The following is an 18,087-nucleotide window of genomic DNA, read 5'->3' as shown; positions in this document are numbered from 1 at the left end:
TTATGGAGCAGCACGTAATATGGAGGAGCGGGCGAAGAGGCCTTTCAGCCCAGCCGCAGCGGCGTAATTACTTGGCTGTGATCGGATTAATGTGGGACGGGTCAAGTCCGGATGCGAAGACGAGCAAGACAGAGCGTGGAGAGCTGCAGCAAGCTTGGGCAAGCTTTGCGGAACGTTCGATCGACGACTTCGTACCGTCGTCCGACGTTCGGGGTCAACATCAATGGTTGGCGAATGATCTGTTCATTTCGTTCCAATTCCATTCGAACGACGAAGAACATCCGGAGTACGAATTGAGCGCGCATGCGGTACGGACGGCGAACAGACTAGAACTTGCATTCCGCGAAGAGCGGGAGAGACTGTCCGGCTTCCATCCTGGCGGCAAGCTTCGTGTCGGATTAGGCGCTCTGGCATGCGAGGCGGAAGCATGCGTAGACAGCCTGTATTACGAAGCCATGAAGCAGGCGATCGTAAACGCCCAAGTCGAGGGCGGCGCCGAACGGTTGCTTCGAGACAGTTATTTCAAGGAACTGTTGACCGCAAGATCGTTATACCCCGTCTATCAGCCCATCTTCTCGCTTAAGCAAGGCGAAGTGTTCGGCTATGAAGCATTGACCCGTCTGCCCGTCAACAACTACTTCCGGGGTCCCATGGATTTATTCCGGTTCGCGGAGGAAAGCGGCGGCGTCTATCGGCTGGATCGGCTGGCGCGGGAGCTGGCGATCGACGGATGTTTGAGGCTCGGACAAGGACAGAAGCTGTTTATCAATGTCATGGCGCAAATTATGGAGGACCCGCGTTTCTCGCCGGGCCGCACGATCAGTCTGCTGGAGGAGCATCATCTGTCCCCGCATCAGGTCGTATTCGAAATTACGGAGCGCAGCTCCATCGAAGACTATCCTTCCGTTAAGAAGGCGCTTCAGCATTATCGCAGCCAAGGCTATCGCATCGCGATCGACGATGTGGGAGCGGGCTATTCCTCGCTGCAATCCATCGTGGAGCTGAGACCGGATTACATGAAGGTAGACCGGTCTATCATTCAGAACATACATAAGGACGAAGTGAAGGAGCATATCCTGACGACGCTGCAGGATGTAGCCGGCAAGATCGGCGCGGAATTGATTGCCGAAGGCATCGAACGCAAGGAGGAGCTGGACAAGCTGCTCCATATGGGAATCCCGTTCGCTCAAGGTTATCTGCTGGGACGGCCGGCGCCATTTCCGGCATGATTGCATGAGTTTTGTTACGATAGAAAATGACCAGTTTCTCCGTTATGGGTGAGGCTGTTTTTTCTTTTCCGAGGTTTGCGGAGGTCTCCCCCTACAGTTGCAATAGGTGTAGAATGGTAAAATACATAGAAACTGTGACGAGGATGGTTTTCATGAGCCGCGAGAAGAACGACAACTATACGGTGCTCTTATCTAAACTGCATATACCACAGCCCCTGTCTCATTCCGTGCCCCGCCCCCATTTGATAGCGAGATTAAATGAAGGGTTATCCTTCAAGGCAACTTTCCTTATCGCTCCGGCAGGCTACGGCAAAACGACTTTAATCGCCGATTGGGCTCGGCAAGTACAAGCGGCAGTCGGATGGTTGTCGCTGGATGACAAGGATAATGACTTGGTTCGATTCTGGAACTACATGACGAAGGCGCTCGAGCAGGCGCTCGGGAGCTTGCCCGATTCTATTGGGGTAGTTGCCTCCACATTGAGCCCCGGCCAGTACGAGCCGTTTCTCGTCGCCCTGCTAAATGAATTGAACAGTGTGCGTGAGCCGCTGGCAATCTTGCTGGATGATTGGCATGTCATCACCGATAAGGACATTATCGCTTCTGTTTCGTATTTCCTGGAGTATCTGCCGCCTTCCGTGCATCTTATATTCGCCAGCCGGAGCTTGGCCGGCTTATCGAAGGCGAGATGGATCAGTCGGGGGTGGACCCGGGAAATTAACGTCGAGCAGCTTCGCTTCGATCTGCGGGAGACGGTGGACTTCTTCCGGATCTTCGCAGCACGGGAGATGCGAAGGGAGCAAGTTGAGCGGCATCTGGCCATAACCGAGGGCTGGGTGACGGGACTGAAGCTGATTTCGTTGTCACTGCGTTACGGAGATTGGACGGCGGAATTCGGACTCAGCCATTCCGGGAACGGCAACCATGTTGAGCAGTTTCTGCTGGAGGAAGTCTTCGAAGCGCTGGATGGTCCCACCCGGCAATTTCTGATGAACATATCTGTACTTCAGAGGATGAATGGACCATTGAGCGAAGCGGTGGGCGGGGAGAACGGATCGGAGAAGCTCGCGAAGCTGGTTGACGCCGGCCTGTTCCTCATCCCGCTGGATGAGGACAAGACCTGGTTTCGATTTCATCATCTATTCTGCGAGTTTCTGAAGAAGCAGCAAAGACGGCGCGATCCCGGCAAGACGGAAGAGCTGAACCGTGCGGCTGCGGTATGGTGCGAGTCGCAGGAGCTGTTGGAGGAGGCCGTGGACTACTACCTGGCCGGAAACGAATATACGGAAGCCATACGTCTGCTTGAACAGATGCGGAGCATTATGATTCGCAGGGAATTTCAGGCGCTCAGAGTCTGGCTGTCTGCCATCCCCGAGCAACTGCTGATGCAGCATCCATATCTCTACTTTTCGTACATCTTCTCCTTGTTGTGGGCTCATGAGCTCGATCTGGCGGAACAACATTTGCAACTGGCCGAGCAGCACTTTGAGACCTCTTCGGCAAGCTGGAGCCTGGAGGATAGGAATCGCTATTTGGGTTATTTGTATTTCGTCCGGAATTTCAAGGCGACCCAGTACGATATGGATACGATTTCGGGACTGGAATACATCCGACTGTCGCTTCGACATAGCCCGGAAGGAACGGATTTGATTTTCGCATCCCCCTACATGCCTCTGGCTCCATCCATCTACCGATCGTACAATGGCAAACGCGGCAAACATTTGCCAAGGGATCTGTCGGACAATTTTTTCAAGAGCATGATCGATTTCATGAAACTGATGGGCCTGCAGGATTCGATTCTGGTTTGTTATGGAGAATTGTTTTACGAAAGGGGCGAGCTGGAGCAGGCGGAGCATTATTTGAAGCTGGGACTCGCGGGCAACAGCCAGACTCATTATCAGCCGGAGAAGGTGTATGTTCCCGCAAGCTTGTTCCTGTCGCGTATCAGCAAAGCCAGGCAAGACTTCGCGCAAGCCGAGAAATGGCTGGAGGAGGCGGGCCGAAGGTCGCTGGAGGATGGAGCGGAAGCCGCGTCGATCCTGATCGAAGCGGAGATGTCCGCCCTGCGGATGGACCAGGGTGATCCCTCCGCGGCTGTCCGGTGGATGGAGCGCTACAGGCTCTCGGCGGATGATCCGGTATCCGTCCACCAATTGTTCGTTTATATTTTCCTCGGCAGGGTGTTGATGGAGACCGGTCATCGACAGGAGGCGTGGTGTCTATTGGAGAAGCTGTTCCTAATAGCGGTGAAAGGCCATCGTCCGATGGAGGCGTTGGACATTCAAATTCTTCAGGCGATCATGCTGCGTCAATCGGACAAGCCGGAGGAGGCGCTGCTGAAGTTGGAGGAGGCGCTGAAATACGGCAAACCCGACGATTATGTCCGCGTGTTCGTAGACAAAGGCGAGCGGGTCGCGGAACTGCTCTCGGAGTACATCGGGCAGCGGCAGAAAGGAAATATCCGGGACAACAACGCGCCTTCGCTCGCCTATGTGCGCAAAATTTTGTCATGTTACGGTGGAACCAAGCTCTTGTCCATTGAATCACCCCCTGCGTTGGAGTCCTTGCTGACTCCGAAGGAGTATACGGTATTTCGCTATATGGAGGAAGGGATGGACAATCAGGCGATCGTCGGAACGCTTGGTATCAGCATGGGTACTCTGAAGGCGCATATCAATCGCATCTACAGCAAACTCCAGGTAAAGAACCGTATAGAAGCGATTAAACGGGGCAAAGAATTGCAGGGGTAACGGCTCATCTATAACCGGCCCTATAACCGCGGTTAGGTTCGCCGGGTAGCGGATTTCGATATAATTCGTTATATATCGACGCTATCGAGCGACAAAAGGAAGGATAGGATCCAATGAAGCTAAAGCAATTCCTCTCATGTATAACGATCATTCTGTTAGTGACGGGTATTTTCCCGTTACAGGTTTTCGCCGCCTCGGATGCCGCAATGACAGGGGATGGTTCACCAGCCAATCCCTATACAGTTATGACGCTGGAACAGTTGGACGCCGTGCGGAATAATTTATCGTCGCATTATAAGCTCGGGGCGGATATCGACGCCTCGGAGACGGCCGGCTGGAACGGCGGCGAAGGTTTCGAGCCGGTCGGCGGCAACGGCAATGCCTCCAGCCGGTTCACCGGAACTTTCGACGGAGCGGGACATGTCATCCAGAACCTCACCGTCAATCGGCCCATGACCGAGTTCGTCGGCCTGTTCGGGATCGTAGGTTCCGGCGGAATGATAAAAGACGTCGGCCTTGTCGGAGGTTCCATTACCGGGAATAGCGTAACAGGCGGACTCGTAGGGTACGGCATCGCTGGCAGCTCGATCAGCTCGTCCTACTCCAGCGTCTCTGTTAACGGCTCTGTTTATGTAGGGGGCTTGACGGGACGACATGACGGTGCAGTGAGCGATTCCTACGCGACCGGTCCCGTTAGCGGTACAGCCGTAGTCGGCGGGCTTGCGGGCGATTTGGAAGGCGCGGATGTCATCCGGTCCTACGCCTCGGGCGAAGTTAACGCTAGCGGGGGGCATGCGGGAGGTTTGGCGGGGATTAACGCGGGTTCTACAATCATTCAGTCTTATGCGATTGGCGCCGTAAGCGGTATAGATACGGCCGGCGGGCTGGTAGGGATGACGGATTATGGCTTAATACGGCAGTCTTACGCCAGCGGCGCCGTTAAAGGCAGCGGTTACGCCGGCGGTCTGGTTGGCAGCAATAATGGCGCGTTAATCGAACAAAGTTTCTGGGATCAGGAGGCTGCCGGACAGAGCGGCGCTTGCGGCAACAATACCGATGGTTACGGCGTAACTTGCCCATCGACTGGTCTCGCCACGATGCAGGCTCTTGTACCAAACAGCTATTCCGGCTGGGATTTCACCAATGTCTGGTTTATGATCGAAGGTTCGACTCGACCGTTTCTGCGTTCCGAGTGGTCGCAGAGGATTACGAATACGCATCAATTGCAATTAATGACGATGAATCCTGGCGTGAATTATACTTTGGCCCGGGACATTGATTTCGGGACCGTGTTCACGGATAACAACCGCTCCGACATGTGGGCGACCCGTCACGGAGAGGGCTCCGGTTTTGCGCCGGTCGGCAACATGAGCAATCCTTATGTCGCAGAGTTCGATGGTTCGAACCATCTGATCGGAAATATGGTGATAAACCGGCCTGCTACCGATTTCGTCGGCCTGTTCGGCAATCTCGGTTCCGGCGGCGTCGTACGAAATGTGGGGCTTGAAGGCGGCTTCGTCAGCGGGAGGTCTTCGACGGGAGCTCTGGTCGGCGAGAGCTATGGAGGTACAATTGCACAATCCTATTCATCGGTCGACGTTAGCGGAACCAATAATGTTGGCGGAGTGGTTGGACAAAACAATATCGGAGGCATCGTCAGTCAGTCCTTCGCGACCGGTAGCATTGCCGGTCAATATGCCGTTGGCGGTTTGGTGGGACGCAACGAGAGGGGAGCGATCAACGACGCTTATAGTACCGGGTTCGTCAACGGCATCTCTGAAGTCGGGGGACTGGCGGGGCGGAATGTCGGCTCCATTAATCGCGCCTACTCCGTAGGCAAAGTCACGGCCGCCGAGGGCAGCGTAGGCGGACTGGTGGGAAGAAATTTCGAACCCGTCATTTCCGGTCGTTACAATAGCCAGACATCCGGTCACGGCGATGCCGACAAAGGCATTCCCCGAACGACGGCGGAGATGAAGCAACGGGCAACTTTTGAGCCGGATTGGGATTTCGTTCATATTTGGACCATCGAAGAAGGAAAGGTTTATCCCGCTTTGCGGGACTTTATCGGCAATATCGGACGGGATGTCGCTCCCCCGACAGTTGTCAGCGCGGTAATGGATGTCGAGCAGCCTGATCGCATACTCCTCCACTTCGATGAAGAAGTTCGCTTGACGGACGCGGACGGGGTCATGATAGAATCCGACGGAGTCGGCACAACTATTATCGATGTAGAAGGCGAAAGTACGAAAATTCTTGCCTTTACCGTATCCGATGCGTTCGAGCAAGGGGCGGAAGTTATCTTTTCCTACGATGCTCTTTTGGGCAATATCGTCGATCTGGCAGGCAACCCGATGAGCAGCTTGGCGGGCCAGATTGTATATAAGCTGCCGGTGATCGGAATCATGATGAAGAAAGCGGACGCCAGCGACTATGAGAACGGGGGTTGGACAAACCAAAGCGTGACCGTAATCGCTAATGTCGAGGCGGGAGCCGGCGACATGGCCGAGTTTTTTTATACATTGAACGGGGGGTTGGAGCAAGCCTATACGAACGGGTCTCCAATCGTGATAACAGAGGAAGGGACCAACTCGCTTACCTTCCAAGTTACGGACAGAGCGGGCCATACCGTATCCGTTGAGCTGGAAGTGAAGATCGATAAGTCGCCGCCATCGGTTATCTATGCTCCAAGCGGCAGCGAAACGCAAGCTTCATCGGCTTCGCCAACGGTAACGGCAGATGATGCGGCGAGTGGCGTGAACGCCTCTACGCTGCAATATGTTTGGACAACGGATGCATCGCCCCCGTCTTCGGGCTGGACGCCGTTCGTGAGCGGAACCGGCCTGGCGAAAAGCGGCGTAGACGGCGACTGGTACCTGCATATTCGGGTGTCGGATGCTGCGGGCAACGAGAGCGTTCGTGTATCGGATCGGTTCCGGTTGATGTCCCGGACGGGAAGCGAAGGCGGAAATTCAGGAGCAGGCGGATATCAACTGCCGAAGGGTACTTATTTGGTAGGAATGAACGGAGGAACGGTAACTTTTGACGGGGGTCAAATCTTCTTCCCAGCGGATGCCATCAGCCGTACATTCTATTTGAAGATTACCGAGGTTGCCGATCCGAATACACTGCCGTTGTCCGACGGACAACGACTGGTGAGCAGAGTTTTCGAAGTTACGAAGGATCAAGCTGGAGAGTTTGATAAAGATGTTAGCATCCATTTACAATTTGATTTCGAATCGGTACGGGATGAAGGGACGGAAGTCCTTCTATGCTGGCTTAATGAAGAAACAGGTCAGTGGATGCCACTGGATAATCGTAAAGTAGATTGGGAGAAAGGTGTCGCAGGCGGAACGACCAACCATTTCACCAAATTCGCGGTCATCGCGGTAACCGAAGAAAAGGCTGAGACAGACGTCCGTTTCACAGATATCCAGGGTCATTGGGCGGAGAAGTCCATTGTGGAATTGGCGGAAAAAGGCGCGTTGCACGGTTATACCGATGGCAGCTTCATGCCCGATCTCGAGATTACCCGGGCGGAATTCGCCGTGATTCTGGTTCAAGCACTGGATTATACCGACAAAGAAGGCAAGACGTTTAACGACATGGCGAACCATTGGGCCAGGCATGCCGTTTCGACGGCTCATGCTTACGGGGTTGTTCACGGCTATAACGACAATACGTTCGCCCCCGACGATCCCATTACGCGCGAGCAAATGACGAAGATGATTATGAATGCTCTGCAACTGGAGACTAAGCCATTCGTTAGAACTTTTGCGGATCAAAACAAAATTTCGAAATGGGCGAGGGAAGCAGTCGCTGCCGCGGCGGAAAGCGGACTGATTATCGGCTACCCGGACAACACGATAAGACCCCAGGCTCACGCTACCCGTGCGGAAGCGGCATCGCTTATTGGGCGATTGTTGTAGAGAAAATAGGAGGACCATTTTTTCGTATATAACGAATAATATGGTTCTCCATTTACCGGGTTAGTACGTTTTCATCATGACATGCTCGGATATCATTAGTGGCGGCTCTGTCGCCGGTTACGACATAATTAGTTGTCATTTAGCTCATCATTGCCATTTTGTTTCAAAGCAATCAGGCGCTGTAGATTTTTGTTCATGTCCGCTGCGGCTGCATCGGGATCGTCATACTGATAGTAGCCGCTGCCGCTCTTAACTCCGAGATCTCCGCAAGCGACCATCTTCTCGATTGTTCCGGGGGTATCGGTGCTGATGCTTAATGCTGGGAAAAGTTGTCCGGTCACTTTGGCCCATATATCAAGCCCTCCCAGGTCCGCAATCTCAAAGGGGCCTTTTATTGCCCATCGAAGTCCAAGTCCTTCGCTTACCACCGTATCGATTTGTGCGGCATTGGCTACGCCGTTGTCCAGCAAGTAGCAGGCTTCTCTCATTAAAGCAGCTTGTAGTCGATTCGCGATAAAGCCGGGGATATCCTTATTTAGCACCACGGGTGTTTTTCCGCATTTCCGCAGCAGAGCCGCGAGCTCTTCCAGGATCGATGGCGGCGTGTCGGGCAAGCCCACAATTTCGACTAACGGAATTAGATGCGCCGGATTAAAAAAATGGACAATGACCATTTGATTAGCAAAGGGCAGTTCTTGCGCCAATGTCTGAAGAGGGAAAGTCGAGGTGTTTGAGGCTACGATCGCCTCATGCCTAATGGCTGAGGCCAGCTGCCTATAAACCTCGCGTTTGACTGTAAGCTGCTCGGGAACACATTCGATAATGAGATCGGCTTTTGCGACCGCTTTCTCGAAATTATTTGTTAACTGGATATTTAAGGTCCCCTTGTTCAGTCGGTTTTTTACGCTACGTAACATTTCATCATTGGGCTCGTACAGAGAGACCTCATAACCATGCTCCGCAAATAAGCTGGCAATTGCCAACCCCATCGTGCCCGCTCCTAAAACTCCGATTTGCTCGATCATTCGAATCCTCCTTGGTCTGTCGCCTGTTATTATTTTACTCAAAATTATAATATAGTCATAATAGATTTATAGAATACTATTTATTCGAAATATCTATATATCCCCTTTGTCGCCTCAAACTAGCAGGTGGAAATAAGATAGTAGAAGTAGAAAAAAGTTAGTGTCGTGAGGAAAATGGAGGCGATATAATTTTGGATGATACCAAAAATATAACAACTCAAAAACGGGCGAGATGGAGTTGAGAACTTTGAGTATTCTAAGAAATCCTAATATATTTCTGCGTATATTGTTCCTCTTTCTGATTGTTTTATTGCCCATCTATATTTTGGTGTTCACGATTAATCATACAAGCGGCTCCATACTTCGTAATGAAATTGCAGGTTCCATGGAATCGCGAATCAGTTCCTACTCGGAATTGATTGATTCCGAAATTAATCACATCGCTCAGTTGAAAACGGATTATCTGGCCGATGAAGATTTGCAGAAGCTGAGCACGGTTTCGATTGCCTTAACGCAATATGAGCGACTTGCAGCGATTAAACGATTGTCCAATAAGCTTTTTATGTTTAAAGAGTCGAGTCGATTTATAGAAGATGTTCAAATTTACATCCCTAATATTCAAAAAACAATTCGAGCTTCCAGTTACTTAGAACCAATGGAGGAAGACGAAATGTTGATGATACGTGAAACAAATGCCAATAGAAGTCCCCGAATTGCGGTGTGGAGAGAACAATTAATTCTCGCTTTGTATGATCCCCCTTACTCAGGCGCAAGATCGAATTTTTATTTTAAAATCATTTTGTCCCCCGAACGAATGAAGCAAACTCTTGTGCAAATAACGGCAAAAGAAGATGGAAAGTACTTTCTAATCGATAATTCCAATACTTGGATGTTGTCCAATACTTCAAGCGGCGTGAAGTTACCTGCTGATTTTCAGGATGTTTTGGAAGGAAATACGTTTCTTCATGGCAGCGGATTTTATAATATGTCATTGGATGAGCAATCTTATCTAGGCGCCTATCGAAGCTCTAAATATTTGGATACAACGCTGTTGGTAGCCGTTCCTGAACGACAGATTTTTAAAGTTCTCAATCGATTTACCTATCTTTTCTGGTTTTTATCGATTGCCGCCATATTTGTCATTTTATTTTTTTCTTATCGCATGTATCTCATTATCCATCGTCCGCTGCAGGTATTCGTTCGTGCATTGCGCAGAGTCGAAGTTGGAGATCTGAATGTGGCGCTGCGACATGATAAGCACGATGAATTTCAGTATTTGTACGGTCAGTTCAATTTGATGGTAAATCGGTTGCGAGAGCTGATCCATGAAGTGTATGCGCAGCGTATTTTGTCCCAACAAGCAGAATTAAAGCAATTGCAGTCTCAGATCAATCCTCATTTTTTGTATAATACTATATTTATGCTGCATCGAATGGCCGCATCTTATGGCTTGCCGGATGTGACTCGTTTTACAGATCTTTTAGGAAAATATTTTTTGTTCCTGACACGAACCGGTGTCAACGAGATTTGTTTGGATGAAGAATGGAAACATGCAAATGTATACATAGAAATTCAAAAAATACGTTTTGCAGATCGTATCCGAGTAGAGTGGCCTACTCTTGACGAGTCCTATCGGAAGATCAAAGTGCCTAGAATGATCATTCAGCCGCTCATCGAAAATGCTTACAAGTACGGGCTGGAGAAAAGAGGAAGCAACGCCATTCTACAAGTGAATATCGCTAAAACGCAACAGGATACTCTTTTGATATCGGTGGAGGATAACGGCAGCGAGTTAAGTGATGTTACCTTAAATCATTTGAGAAGCCTGCTGATAGAAGGAATGAATGAACAAGAAATAACAGGGTTGATCAATGTTCATCGCAGGCTTCAAATCTATTTTGGCGTACAATTTGGCTTGCAGTTCGAGAGGAGCGAGCTGGGGGGACTGAAAGTAACGATCGAAATTCCGAATAGAGGGGAAGATGAAAGTGAATCGACTATTAATCGTGGATGATGAATCCATTATCGTGAATGGGTTGGTGGATTTATTTGTGCAGCAAGATATTCTGCCATTAGAAGTATATGGCGCTCATTCCGCGGCGGAGGCATTAAAGCTGCTTTCGCAAATAAGAATGGACATCGTCATTACTGACATAGGAATGCCTGAAATGGATGGATTGGAGCTGCAAAAACGAATCAATCAAGCATGGCCGCATTGCAAAGTTATTATCCTTACCGGGTTCAGTGAATTTCAATTTATTCAAGATGCTTTGCGGAATCAAGGGATCGACTATGTGCTCAAAGGTGAAGGCGATGAAGTCATATTCAAGGCTGTGGAAAAGGCGATAGAGCTTAATAAAGAAGAAGTCAAGATGCAAGAATTGATCGCTCAGGCGGGCAAACAGTTGCGTCAGACAATCCCTTTGCTGCAGAAGGAGTTCTTGCAACATATATTGCAAGGGGATTTATATTCGATCTCAAGACTTGCCGAGCATTTCGCCGAGCTGCAAATCCCGCTTCATGCAGATCATCCTGTTATGCTGGTTTTAGTAAGAGTTGACAGCTTTCGAGAGGAATACAGCATTTATGATCGCAACTTATTAGTCTACAGTATACAGAATGTAGCTCAAGAGTACTTGCAGTCATCTCTCACCTTGCTCCCGGTTGAACTGAACCATAGCAGAATGTTGTGGTTTATTCAACCCAAGATCCCCGCATCAAACCAATTCGTTACTTGGGCAGACAGCAAAAACTTTTTAATGGGTAGTCTGGAGCTCATTCAACAAACCTGCAAGGATTTATTGGGTACGCCGCTTTCTTTCATATTGCAAGAAAGACCGACACCGTGGCCGCAGGTTAGCGATGTGTACGGGCAATGCACGAAATGGATGTCGCGAGGACTTGGTTTGGGGTCGGAGTTTCTATGGGTGTATCAGGATAAAGAAGAAAAAGTTTGCGAGCCCAAGCAAACATCGTTAAATGACAATCACCTTGGTAAACAGTTGGATCAGTTGAGGCTGTATCTTCAGAATGGACAAAAGGAAAATTTTGAAACGGTATTGTCCGACATTCTGCTTACAGGCTCCGACCATGCAAATGAACCTATGATAGAACAAGAAATCTATTATTCTCTTGTCCCGATTTTTCTTTCTCACATGAATCGCTATTTTTCGCAAGAGGTTGGACATCATTCGAATATTAGCAAGTTAACATCATTGGAAACGCATACATCGTGGAGAGACATTACCGATTTTTTCAAGGAGCTATCGTCGGCTATATTTGCCGAAAAAAAAGTTGGAATGGAACATGAGGAAAATGTTGTTATAAATAAGGTGCAGAAGTACATACAGCATCATCTGGACGGAGATCTGTCGCTCGTGCGAATTGGCGATGTCGTAGGGCATAATTCGAAGTATTTATCTCGGTTATACAAAAAAAGTACAGGAGAGGACTTGTCAAGCTATATTAGCCGAACAAAGTTGGTGCACGCGCAAACCATGCTGCAAGAAACATCCTTGAAAATTTATGAGATTTCTAGCGCTGTCGGATTTTTGTCAGAACCGTATTTCTACCGATTTTTCCGCAAGGCAACAGGAATGACTCCTCAGGAATATAGGGAGATCCATTCGGTGGACAGAAGATAGGAAAAGTGGAAATCGGTGAGTAGTCTGCCTTTGAACAGTCTATCTATAATAAATGATGTAAGGCGACTTGAAACTTATATATGCAGGGAGGACTGCCCATGTCTGTAATGACAGTAACCGGCAAGGTAGACAAAGATAATCTCGGCTGGGTGCTGCCTCACGAGCATGCTTTTATTGATTTACGCAATCTTGTGCCGTCGCCGCAAGCGATCTCGGCCAAATCAATTGCACAAGAAAAAGTAAGTTTGACTAATTTGGGTCACTTGTCGCGCAACCCATATGCTGTGTTGGATAATGCCGTGATCGATGACGAGAAGGTTGTCAGGGATGAACTCCTGGCCTTTAAAAAAGCGGGCGGAGGTACATTTGTTGATCTGACCCTTCGCGATATCGGGAGAGATCCGGTATTGCTTGCAGGCTTGTCGCGAGAGACGGGGATCCAAATTGTTGCTGGCTGCGGTTATTACATCCATGCTTCTCACCCTCCGGATATGGATGCAAAAACGATTGAGGACATCGCAGAGGAAATGTTGGCGGAGATCAAATATGGGATAGACGGGACGAATATTAGAGCAGGAGTTATTGGCGAAATCGGCACGAGCGAAATCATTTATCCCAATGAGAAAAAGTCGTTGATGGCCGCGGGGTTAGTTCAGCGGGAAACGGGATTAGGCTTGCATGTGCATACCTATTTGTGGGGAACAACAGGGCATGAGGTCATCAGGATTCTTAAGGAGCAAGGAGCTTCAACTGAAAAAATATGCATCAACCACATTGATGTTGATTTGCGGATGGATTATTTGAGAGCGTTGCTTCAGCAAGGGGTGTATATCGAATTTGATAATTTCGGCAAGGAGTTTTATGCCGACAAAAGGCACAGAAGTATACTGCAAGGCTTGTTCGCAAGAGACATTGAGCGTGTAAAAGCGATCAAGCAGTTAATTGACGAAGGTTATCTGTCGCAAATACTGGTATCAAACGATGTCTGTCTGAAAACCTGTTTGCATCAGTATGGAGGTTGGGGCTTCGACCATATACTGACGAACATTGCGCCGATGATGGAAGACGAAGGGATAACACAAGAACAAATCAGGGTGATTATGTGCGACAATCCAGCCACATTTCTGGACAATCCATTGGATTAAAAGGGGGAAGAAAATGCGGATTATCGATTGCAGCTGCTCCATTGGATACAAAACGATTAATTATGAGGTCGTCAATCATGAGCATTTGCTTGTTCGTGAAAAAGTGAAACAAGTGCGTGACGCGGAGGAATTGCTAATTGCGATGGACTATTGCGGCGTTGACCGTGCAATAGTTGGTCACAATACGATGGCGGATGTCGATCCGGATTATGGAAACCGGGCTTTGATTGCAGAAACGGCTAAAGCTCCGGAACGTTTAATTCCTACATGGACAATCCTGCCGTCAATTACGGAAGAACAGTACGCACCGGAACATTTATTCCCGGCGATGAAAGCCAGCGGCGTGAAATTGCTGAGGGCATATCCCGAACGCAACCGATATTTGTTGAATGGCGTTGTTATGGGGGATCTTCTGCAAGAACTCGTTGCTGCCCGAATTCCGTTGTACCTGTCGTCTAGCGAGGGATGGGATGGAATATACCAAGTGTTGCAGGAATACCCGGATCTTACGGTTATTCTCTATAACTACGGCTTGTGGAGCCATTCTCGGCTGACATTTCCGTTGCTCAAAACTTACAAAAACTTTTATATCGAGACCGGAGATATGCAGACAGCCGGAGAGATAAGGGAAATATGCAATAAATTCGGTTCGGAGCGTTTGCTCTTCGGTTCTGAATTTCCGAGCAATGGGATAGGCGGCCCGCTAGCGACGCTGTTTGGATCGGGCATTGCACCGGAACATCTGGAGAACATCGCTTATCGCAATGCGGAAAGAATGTTAAGCGAGGTGAAGTTATGAGTTTGCAAACAATGACCAGTAAATCTCTTCTGGCAAAAGAGTTTTTTGAAACGGGCCGCTTGAGCAGCATTTCGATCATTGATATGCATACCCATATGGGGGCTTTTTACGGCACTTATTTGCCTGAAGCGAAATTGGAAACGATGATTATGGCGATGGAAAGACAAAATATCGAGTGGATTATCTCGGCGCCGCATAGTGCCTTGTTTGATCCTATACGCGGCAACTCGGATATACGTGCTGCTATGCGCGAATATCCCGGGAAGGTTTATGGCTATTATGCGGTAAATCCGCATTACGATCATGATCTGGATCGTGATCTGGAACAATTCGATAGCTTCGAAGGGTTTGTGGGGTTTAAATTTCTTCCAGACTATCACAAATATCCGCTTAACGGGGAGAAGTATCGCAAAATATATGAATTTGCGAACGAACGTGGATTATTGCTACTTTCGCATACTTGGGGACATAGTCCATATAACCCTCCGCAGATGATTGCAGAGCTGTCATGCGAATATGAGAATATTCAATTCCTTCTAGGTCATTCCGCGCCCGGGGAAACGGATTATGCGATTTCGCTTGCCAAGGAACGTCCTAATGTTTACTTGGAATTGTGCGATACCGGACGTCTTAATGGGGTTGTCTTGAAAATGGTGCAGGAGGCATCCTCCGAGAAGGTGCTGTTTGGAACCGATTTCCCTTGGTATGACCCCCATTATATGCTGGGCAGCGTGCTCCTATCCGGCATTAGCGATCAGGATATCGAGAATATTATCCATCATAACGCAACTCGCTTGCTCGCGGGCATCCAAGCCCAAAAACAACTTAGGAAAGGTTTGAATCATTAATGTCGGATATCATAGAGTCGTTTGAAACGGCTAAAGGAAATACATTCGGAGATTTATTGACGTTAAAAGAGAAGAACAGCTCATTGAAGATCGGCGTGCTCACGGTTGGTTTCTTCGAGTACTGGCGAATGTTCCCCGGAACCATGAGAGCCAATGTCAATGAGGATATGACTTGCGTCTATACCCATTTATGCGAGGTGCTGGATCAAGATACAGTTATTTGGCCAGGATTAATTGATACGCTTGACGCAGCTGATAAAGCAGGGAAGAAGCTGGCTGAAGAAAGAGTCGATATAATCGTATATGTTGCAGGCACCTATTGCCCGGATTATATGGCTATCCAGGCTTTGGAGCATATTCGTCATGCTCCGGTCATCCTGTTTAATACGCAATCCAGTAATAAAATAAATCTGCAAACCAATTATGAAAACATTCTTCGAAATTCAGCTTTAATCGCCAGTCTTCAATTGGCAGCCACATTTAAAAAGATGGGATGGTACCCCGACTTAAAGGTTGTTGTTGGTTCAATCCGCGATACGGAGGCCTACGGAGCAATAAAGAAGTATATACGGGCATACAAGGTTTTTCAACAACTAAAAAATACGAATATCGGCGTTATTGGTCATGTATTCAGAGGCATGTACGATTTCGAATACGACAAGACGATGATCAAGGGGACGCTCGGACCAAATATTATTGCCATTCAGGTCGACCATTTGCTCGATCAGTTTAGTCAAGCCGACGATGAAGAAATTAAAATGATCGAAGCAGAAACGAAGAGCAGGTTTAATATCGTGGGACTAAGCGATAACGATGTCTATCAATCATCTAGATTTTACGTAGCGCTTCGGAGAACGCTTGAGCGATTCCGATTGGATGCGCTTACGCTGCTCGGTCAGCATTATGTGGAACAGAAAACGGGAACGACCTCGTACTTGGCCAATACCATGATACACGAGGAAGGCAAGTATATCGTGAATACCGAGGGGGATGTACATGGTCTGATCATCATGACCATCATGAATGAGCTCAGCGGACAAATGCCTACTTATGCGGAGTGGGGCGAATATGATGGGGAGCTGAATGCTCTGCTCATGGTCCATCATGGTTATGCGAACACCAATTACGCAACCGACAGAAATACGGTTAAGGTGAACCGTTCGCCTGAACAATGGGGATTGCAGGGAGCGGGATTTGGTTTCGAATATACGCTTAAGCCCGGCGAAGTGACGATTAGTCATCTGATCATTGATGCGGAAGGTTATAAAATGCTTATAGTAAAAGGCGAGGCCTTGCATATTCCAACTAACATTCCTTGTGAGGAAATTACAGGCGTTGTAAAGTTTGATACTCCAATCAAGCCATTTTTAACTACGCTTATCAAGGAAGGATTTGCTCATCACTGTATTATTGCATACGGCGACCTTACGGAGGAACTATCGATGATTGCCGATTTTATGGGAATAAGAAAAGTGATCTATTAAAGTATGGACCTTGAGGAGGGGAATAAATTTGATTAAAATTCCCATTAAAGAATTTCTTACTAGAATCGAAAACTTAAGAGAACTCATGAGAGATCAAGATTTGCAAGCTTGCCTGATTTATGGTGACGAGTACAGGAAGGAAAACCTGCGTTATATGGGCAACTACTGGCCTTTATTCGAACGAGGGGCGGTAATTGTTCCGCTCAGCGGCGATCCCATTATTTTAGCCGCGCCGGAAGGGGAAATGTTTTGTCGTGAAATGAGCGTTTGGCCGGATGTTCGACTGTTGCCCGAATTCAATTGTGTAACTGTACCCGATCACATTGAGTACCCGCTCGCTCATTATACGAGCTTGAACGCAATTTGCAAGCAGCTGCAGGAAAGTAATTCTCTCCAGAAGCTGGGGGTGGCGGGTATAGATGCGATTCCCGTGCCGTTAATGAACATCATCGAGTCCAGTTTTGCAGAGATTGAAATCGTAGATGGGGCTGATATGTTATTTAAGCTGAGGATGAACAAGTCGGCGAATGAGATTGCTTGTCTGCAGGAGGCCGCAAGAATTGCCGATGCAGGTTATAAGTTAATGATCGAACAGGTAAGGCCGGGGATGACGGAACTGGAACTGGCTTCGCTGGCTTATGGCGAATGTACACGTCAAGGAGCGGAACATATGCCGTTCTGTCTGATTACCAGCGGAGATCGGGTCAAGACGATTATCGGTCGGCCTTCGAGCAAAGTGATCGAAGAGGGAGACATGATCCTGGCCGCTATAGCTGTACAGGTCGAGGGGTATATAGCTACTGTGAACTTTCCGTTTGTTGCCGGGACTATGACAGAAGAACAAAAGGCATTTATCGACGTCCTCGTCGAAGCGGAAGAAAGCGGGTTAGCCCGGATTAAAGCCGGCGCCAAGCAGAGCGAAGTGGTACGCGCTGTTAAAGACTGTTTCCAGAAGCATGGAATGACGCAATATGATTTATACCCGCCGCTCCACGGTTGCGGCTTGGCGGAAGCCGAATCTCCGTACCCGGACGAGAATTCTGCCGCGATATTTACTGCAGGTATGACCGTGAATACGGATGTCAGTTTATTTGGCCATCCACATGGCTCCAACCGTATTGAAGAAAGTCTTGTGGTCACCGATAACGGTTATGAATCGATGTCGAAGCTGGTCAGACATCTCAGCAAGACATGGAGAGCCACCAGGGAAATATCGGTGAACTGAGGAGGAATG

At 48.6% G+C, this 18,087-nt stretch carries 11 protein-coding genes; 10 read left to right on the top strand and 1 reads right to left on the bottom strand.

What is annotated here, in order from left to right:
- Window positions 1-2 precede the first annotated feature (2 nt).
- The 3 genes from H7F31_RS25880 to H7F31_RS25870 all read left to right on the top strand — a co-directional run bounded on the left by H7F31_RS25880 (window position 3) and on the right by H7F31_RS25870 (window position 7,908).
- Complete coding sequence (locus H7F31_RS25880) at window positions 3-1,229, top strand: EAL domain-containing protein (RefSeq protein WP_187101151.1); 1,227 nt, start codon at window positions 3-5, stop codon at window positions 1,227-1,229.
- Between the two features lie 152 nt (window positions 1,230-1,381).
- A complete protein-coding gene (locus tag H7F31_RS25875) occupies window positions 1,382-3,979 on the top strand; it encodes a winged helix-turn-helix domain-containing protein (protein ID WP_187101150.1) in 2,598 nt (865 codons plus the stop codon).
- A 113-nt stretch (window positions 3,980-4,092) separates the two neighbouring features.
- Entirely contained in the window at window positions 4,093-7,908 is a 3,816-nt protein-coding gene (locus H7F31_RS25870; RefSeq protein WP_187101149.1) for an S-layer homology domain-containing protein, read from the top strand.
- A 128-nt stretch (window positions 7,909-8,036) separates the two neighbouring features.
- Here the strand turns inward: H7F31_RS25870 and H7F31_RS25865 are convergent, their stop codons facing one another.
- Window positions 8,037-8,933, bottom strand: coding sequence for a 3-hydroxyacyl-CoA dehydrogenase family protein (locus H7F31_RS25865; RefSeq protein ID WP_187101148.1), 897 nt, complete (start codon window positions 8,931-8,933; stop codon window positions 8,037-8,039).
- A gap of 247 nt (window positions 8,934-9,180) precedes the next feature.
- Here H7F31_RS25865 and H7F31_RS25860 point away from each other — a divergent pair, with 247 nt between their 5' ends.
- The 7 genes from H7F31_RS25860 to H7F31_RS25830 all read left to right on the top strand — a co-directional run bounded on the left by H7F31_RS25860 (window position 9,181) and on the right by H7F31_RS25830 (window position 18,078).
- Window positions 9,181-10,947: a sensor histidine kinase gene (locus tag H7F31_RS25860; protein ID WP_187101147.1), complete on the top strand. Its 1,767-nt coding sequence runs from the start codon at window positions 9,181-9,183 to the stop codon at window positions 10,945-10,947.
- The gene (locus tag H7F31_RS25855; RefSeq protein WP_187101146.1) at window positions 10,922-12,577 is read left to right on the top strand and encodes a response regulator transcription factor; all 1,656 of its coding nucleotides are present in this window, start codon (window positions 10,922-10,924) and stop codon (window positions 12,575-12,577) included. Before H7F31_RS25860 ends, H7F31_RS25855 begins: the two co-directional genes overlap by 26 nt.
- Window positions 12,578-12,675: 98 nt before the next feature.
- Entirely contained in the window at window positions 12,676-13,722 is a 1,047-nt protein-coding gene (locus H7F31_RS25850) for a phosphotriesterase family protein (protein WP_187101145.1), read from the top strand.
- Window positions 13,723-13,735: 13 nt separating this feature from the next.
- Window positions 13,736-14,521, top strand: a complete 786-nt coding sequence (locus H7F31_RS25845; RefSeq protein ID WP_187101144.1) for an amidohydrolase family protein — start codon at window positions 13,736-13,738, stop codon at window positions 14,519-14,521.
- Window positions 14,518-15,369, top strand: a complete 852-nt coding sequence (locus H7F31_RS25840; RefSeq protein ID WP_187101143.1) for an amidohydrolase family protein — start codon at window positions 14,518-14,520, stop codon at window positions 15,367-15,369. Before H7F31_RS25845 ends, H7F31_RS25840 begins: the two co-directional genes overlap by 4 nt.
- The gene (locus tag H7F31_RS25835) at window positions 15,369-16,853 is read left to right on the top strand and encodes a hypothetical protein (protein ID WP_187101142.1); all 1,485 of its coding nucleotides are present in this window, start codon (window positions 15,369-15,371) and stop codon (window positions 16,851-16,853) included. The genes H7F31_RS25840 and H7F31_RS25835 overlap by 1 nt, the downstream gene beginning before the upstream one ends.
- A gap of 28 nt (window positions 16,854-16,881) precedes the next feature.
- Entirely contained in the window at window positions 16,882-18,078 is a 1,197-nt protein-coding gene (locus H7F31_RS25830; RefSeq protein ID WP_187101141.1) for a M24 family metallopeptidase, read from the top strand.
- Window positions 18,079-18,087: the final 9 nt, after the last annotated feature.

Origin of the sequence: Paenibacillus sp. PAMC21692 (assembly GCF_014303795.1) — a bacterium.
GTDB classification, from domain to species: domain Bacteria; phylum Bacillota; class Bacilli; order Paenibacillales; family Paenibacillaceae; genus Pristimantibacillus; species Pristimantibacillus agaridevorans.
Note: the sequence above shows the minus strand (reverse complement) of the source record. Positions and strands in the feature narration are given on the sequence as shown.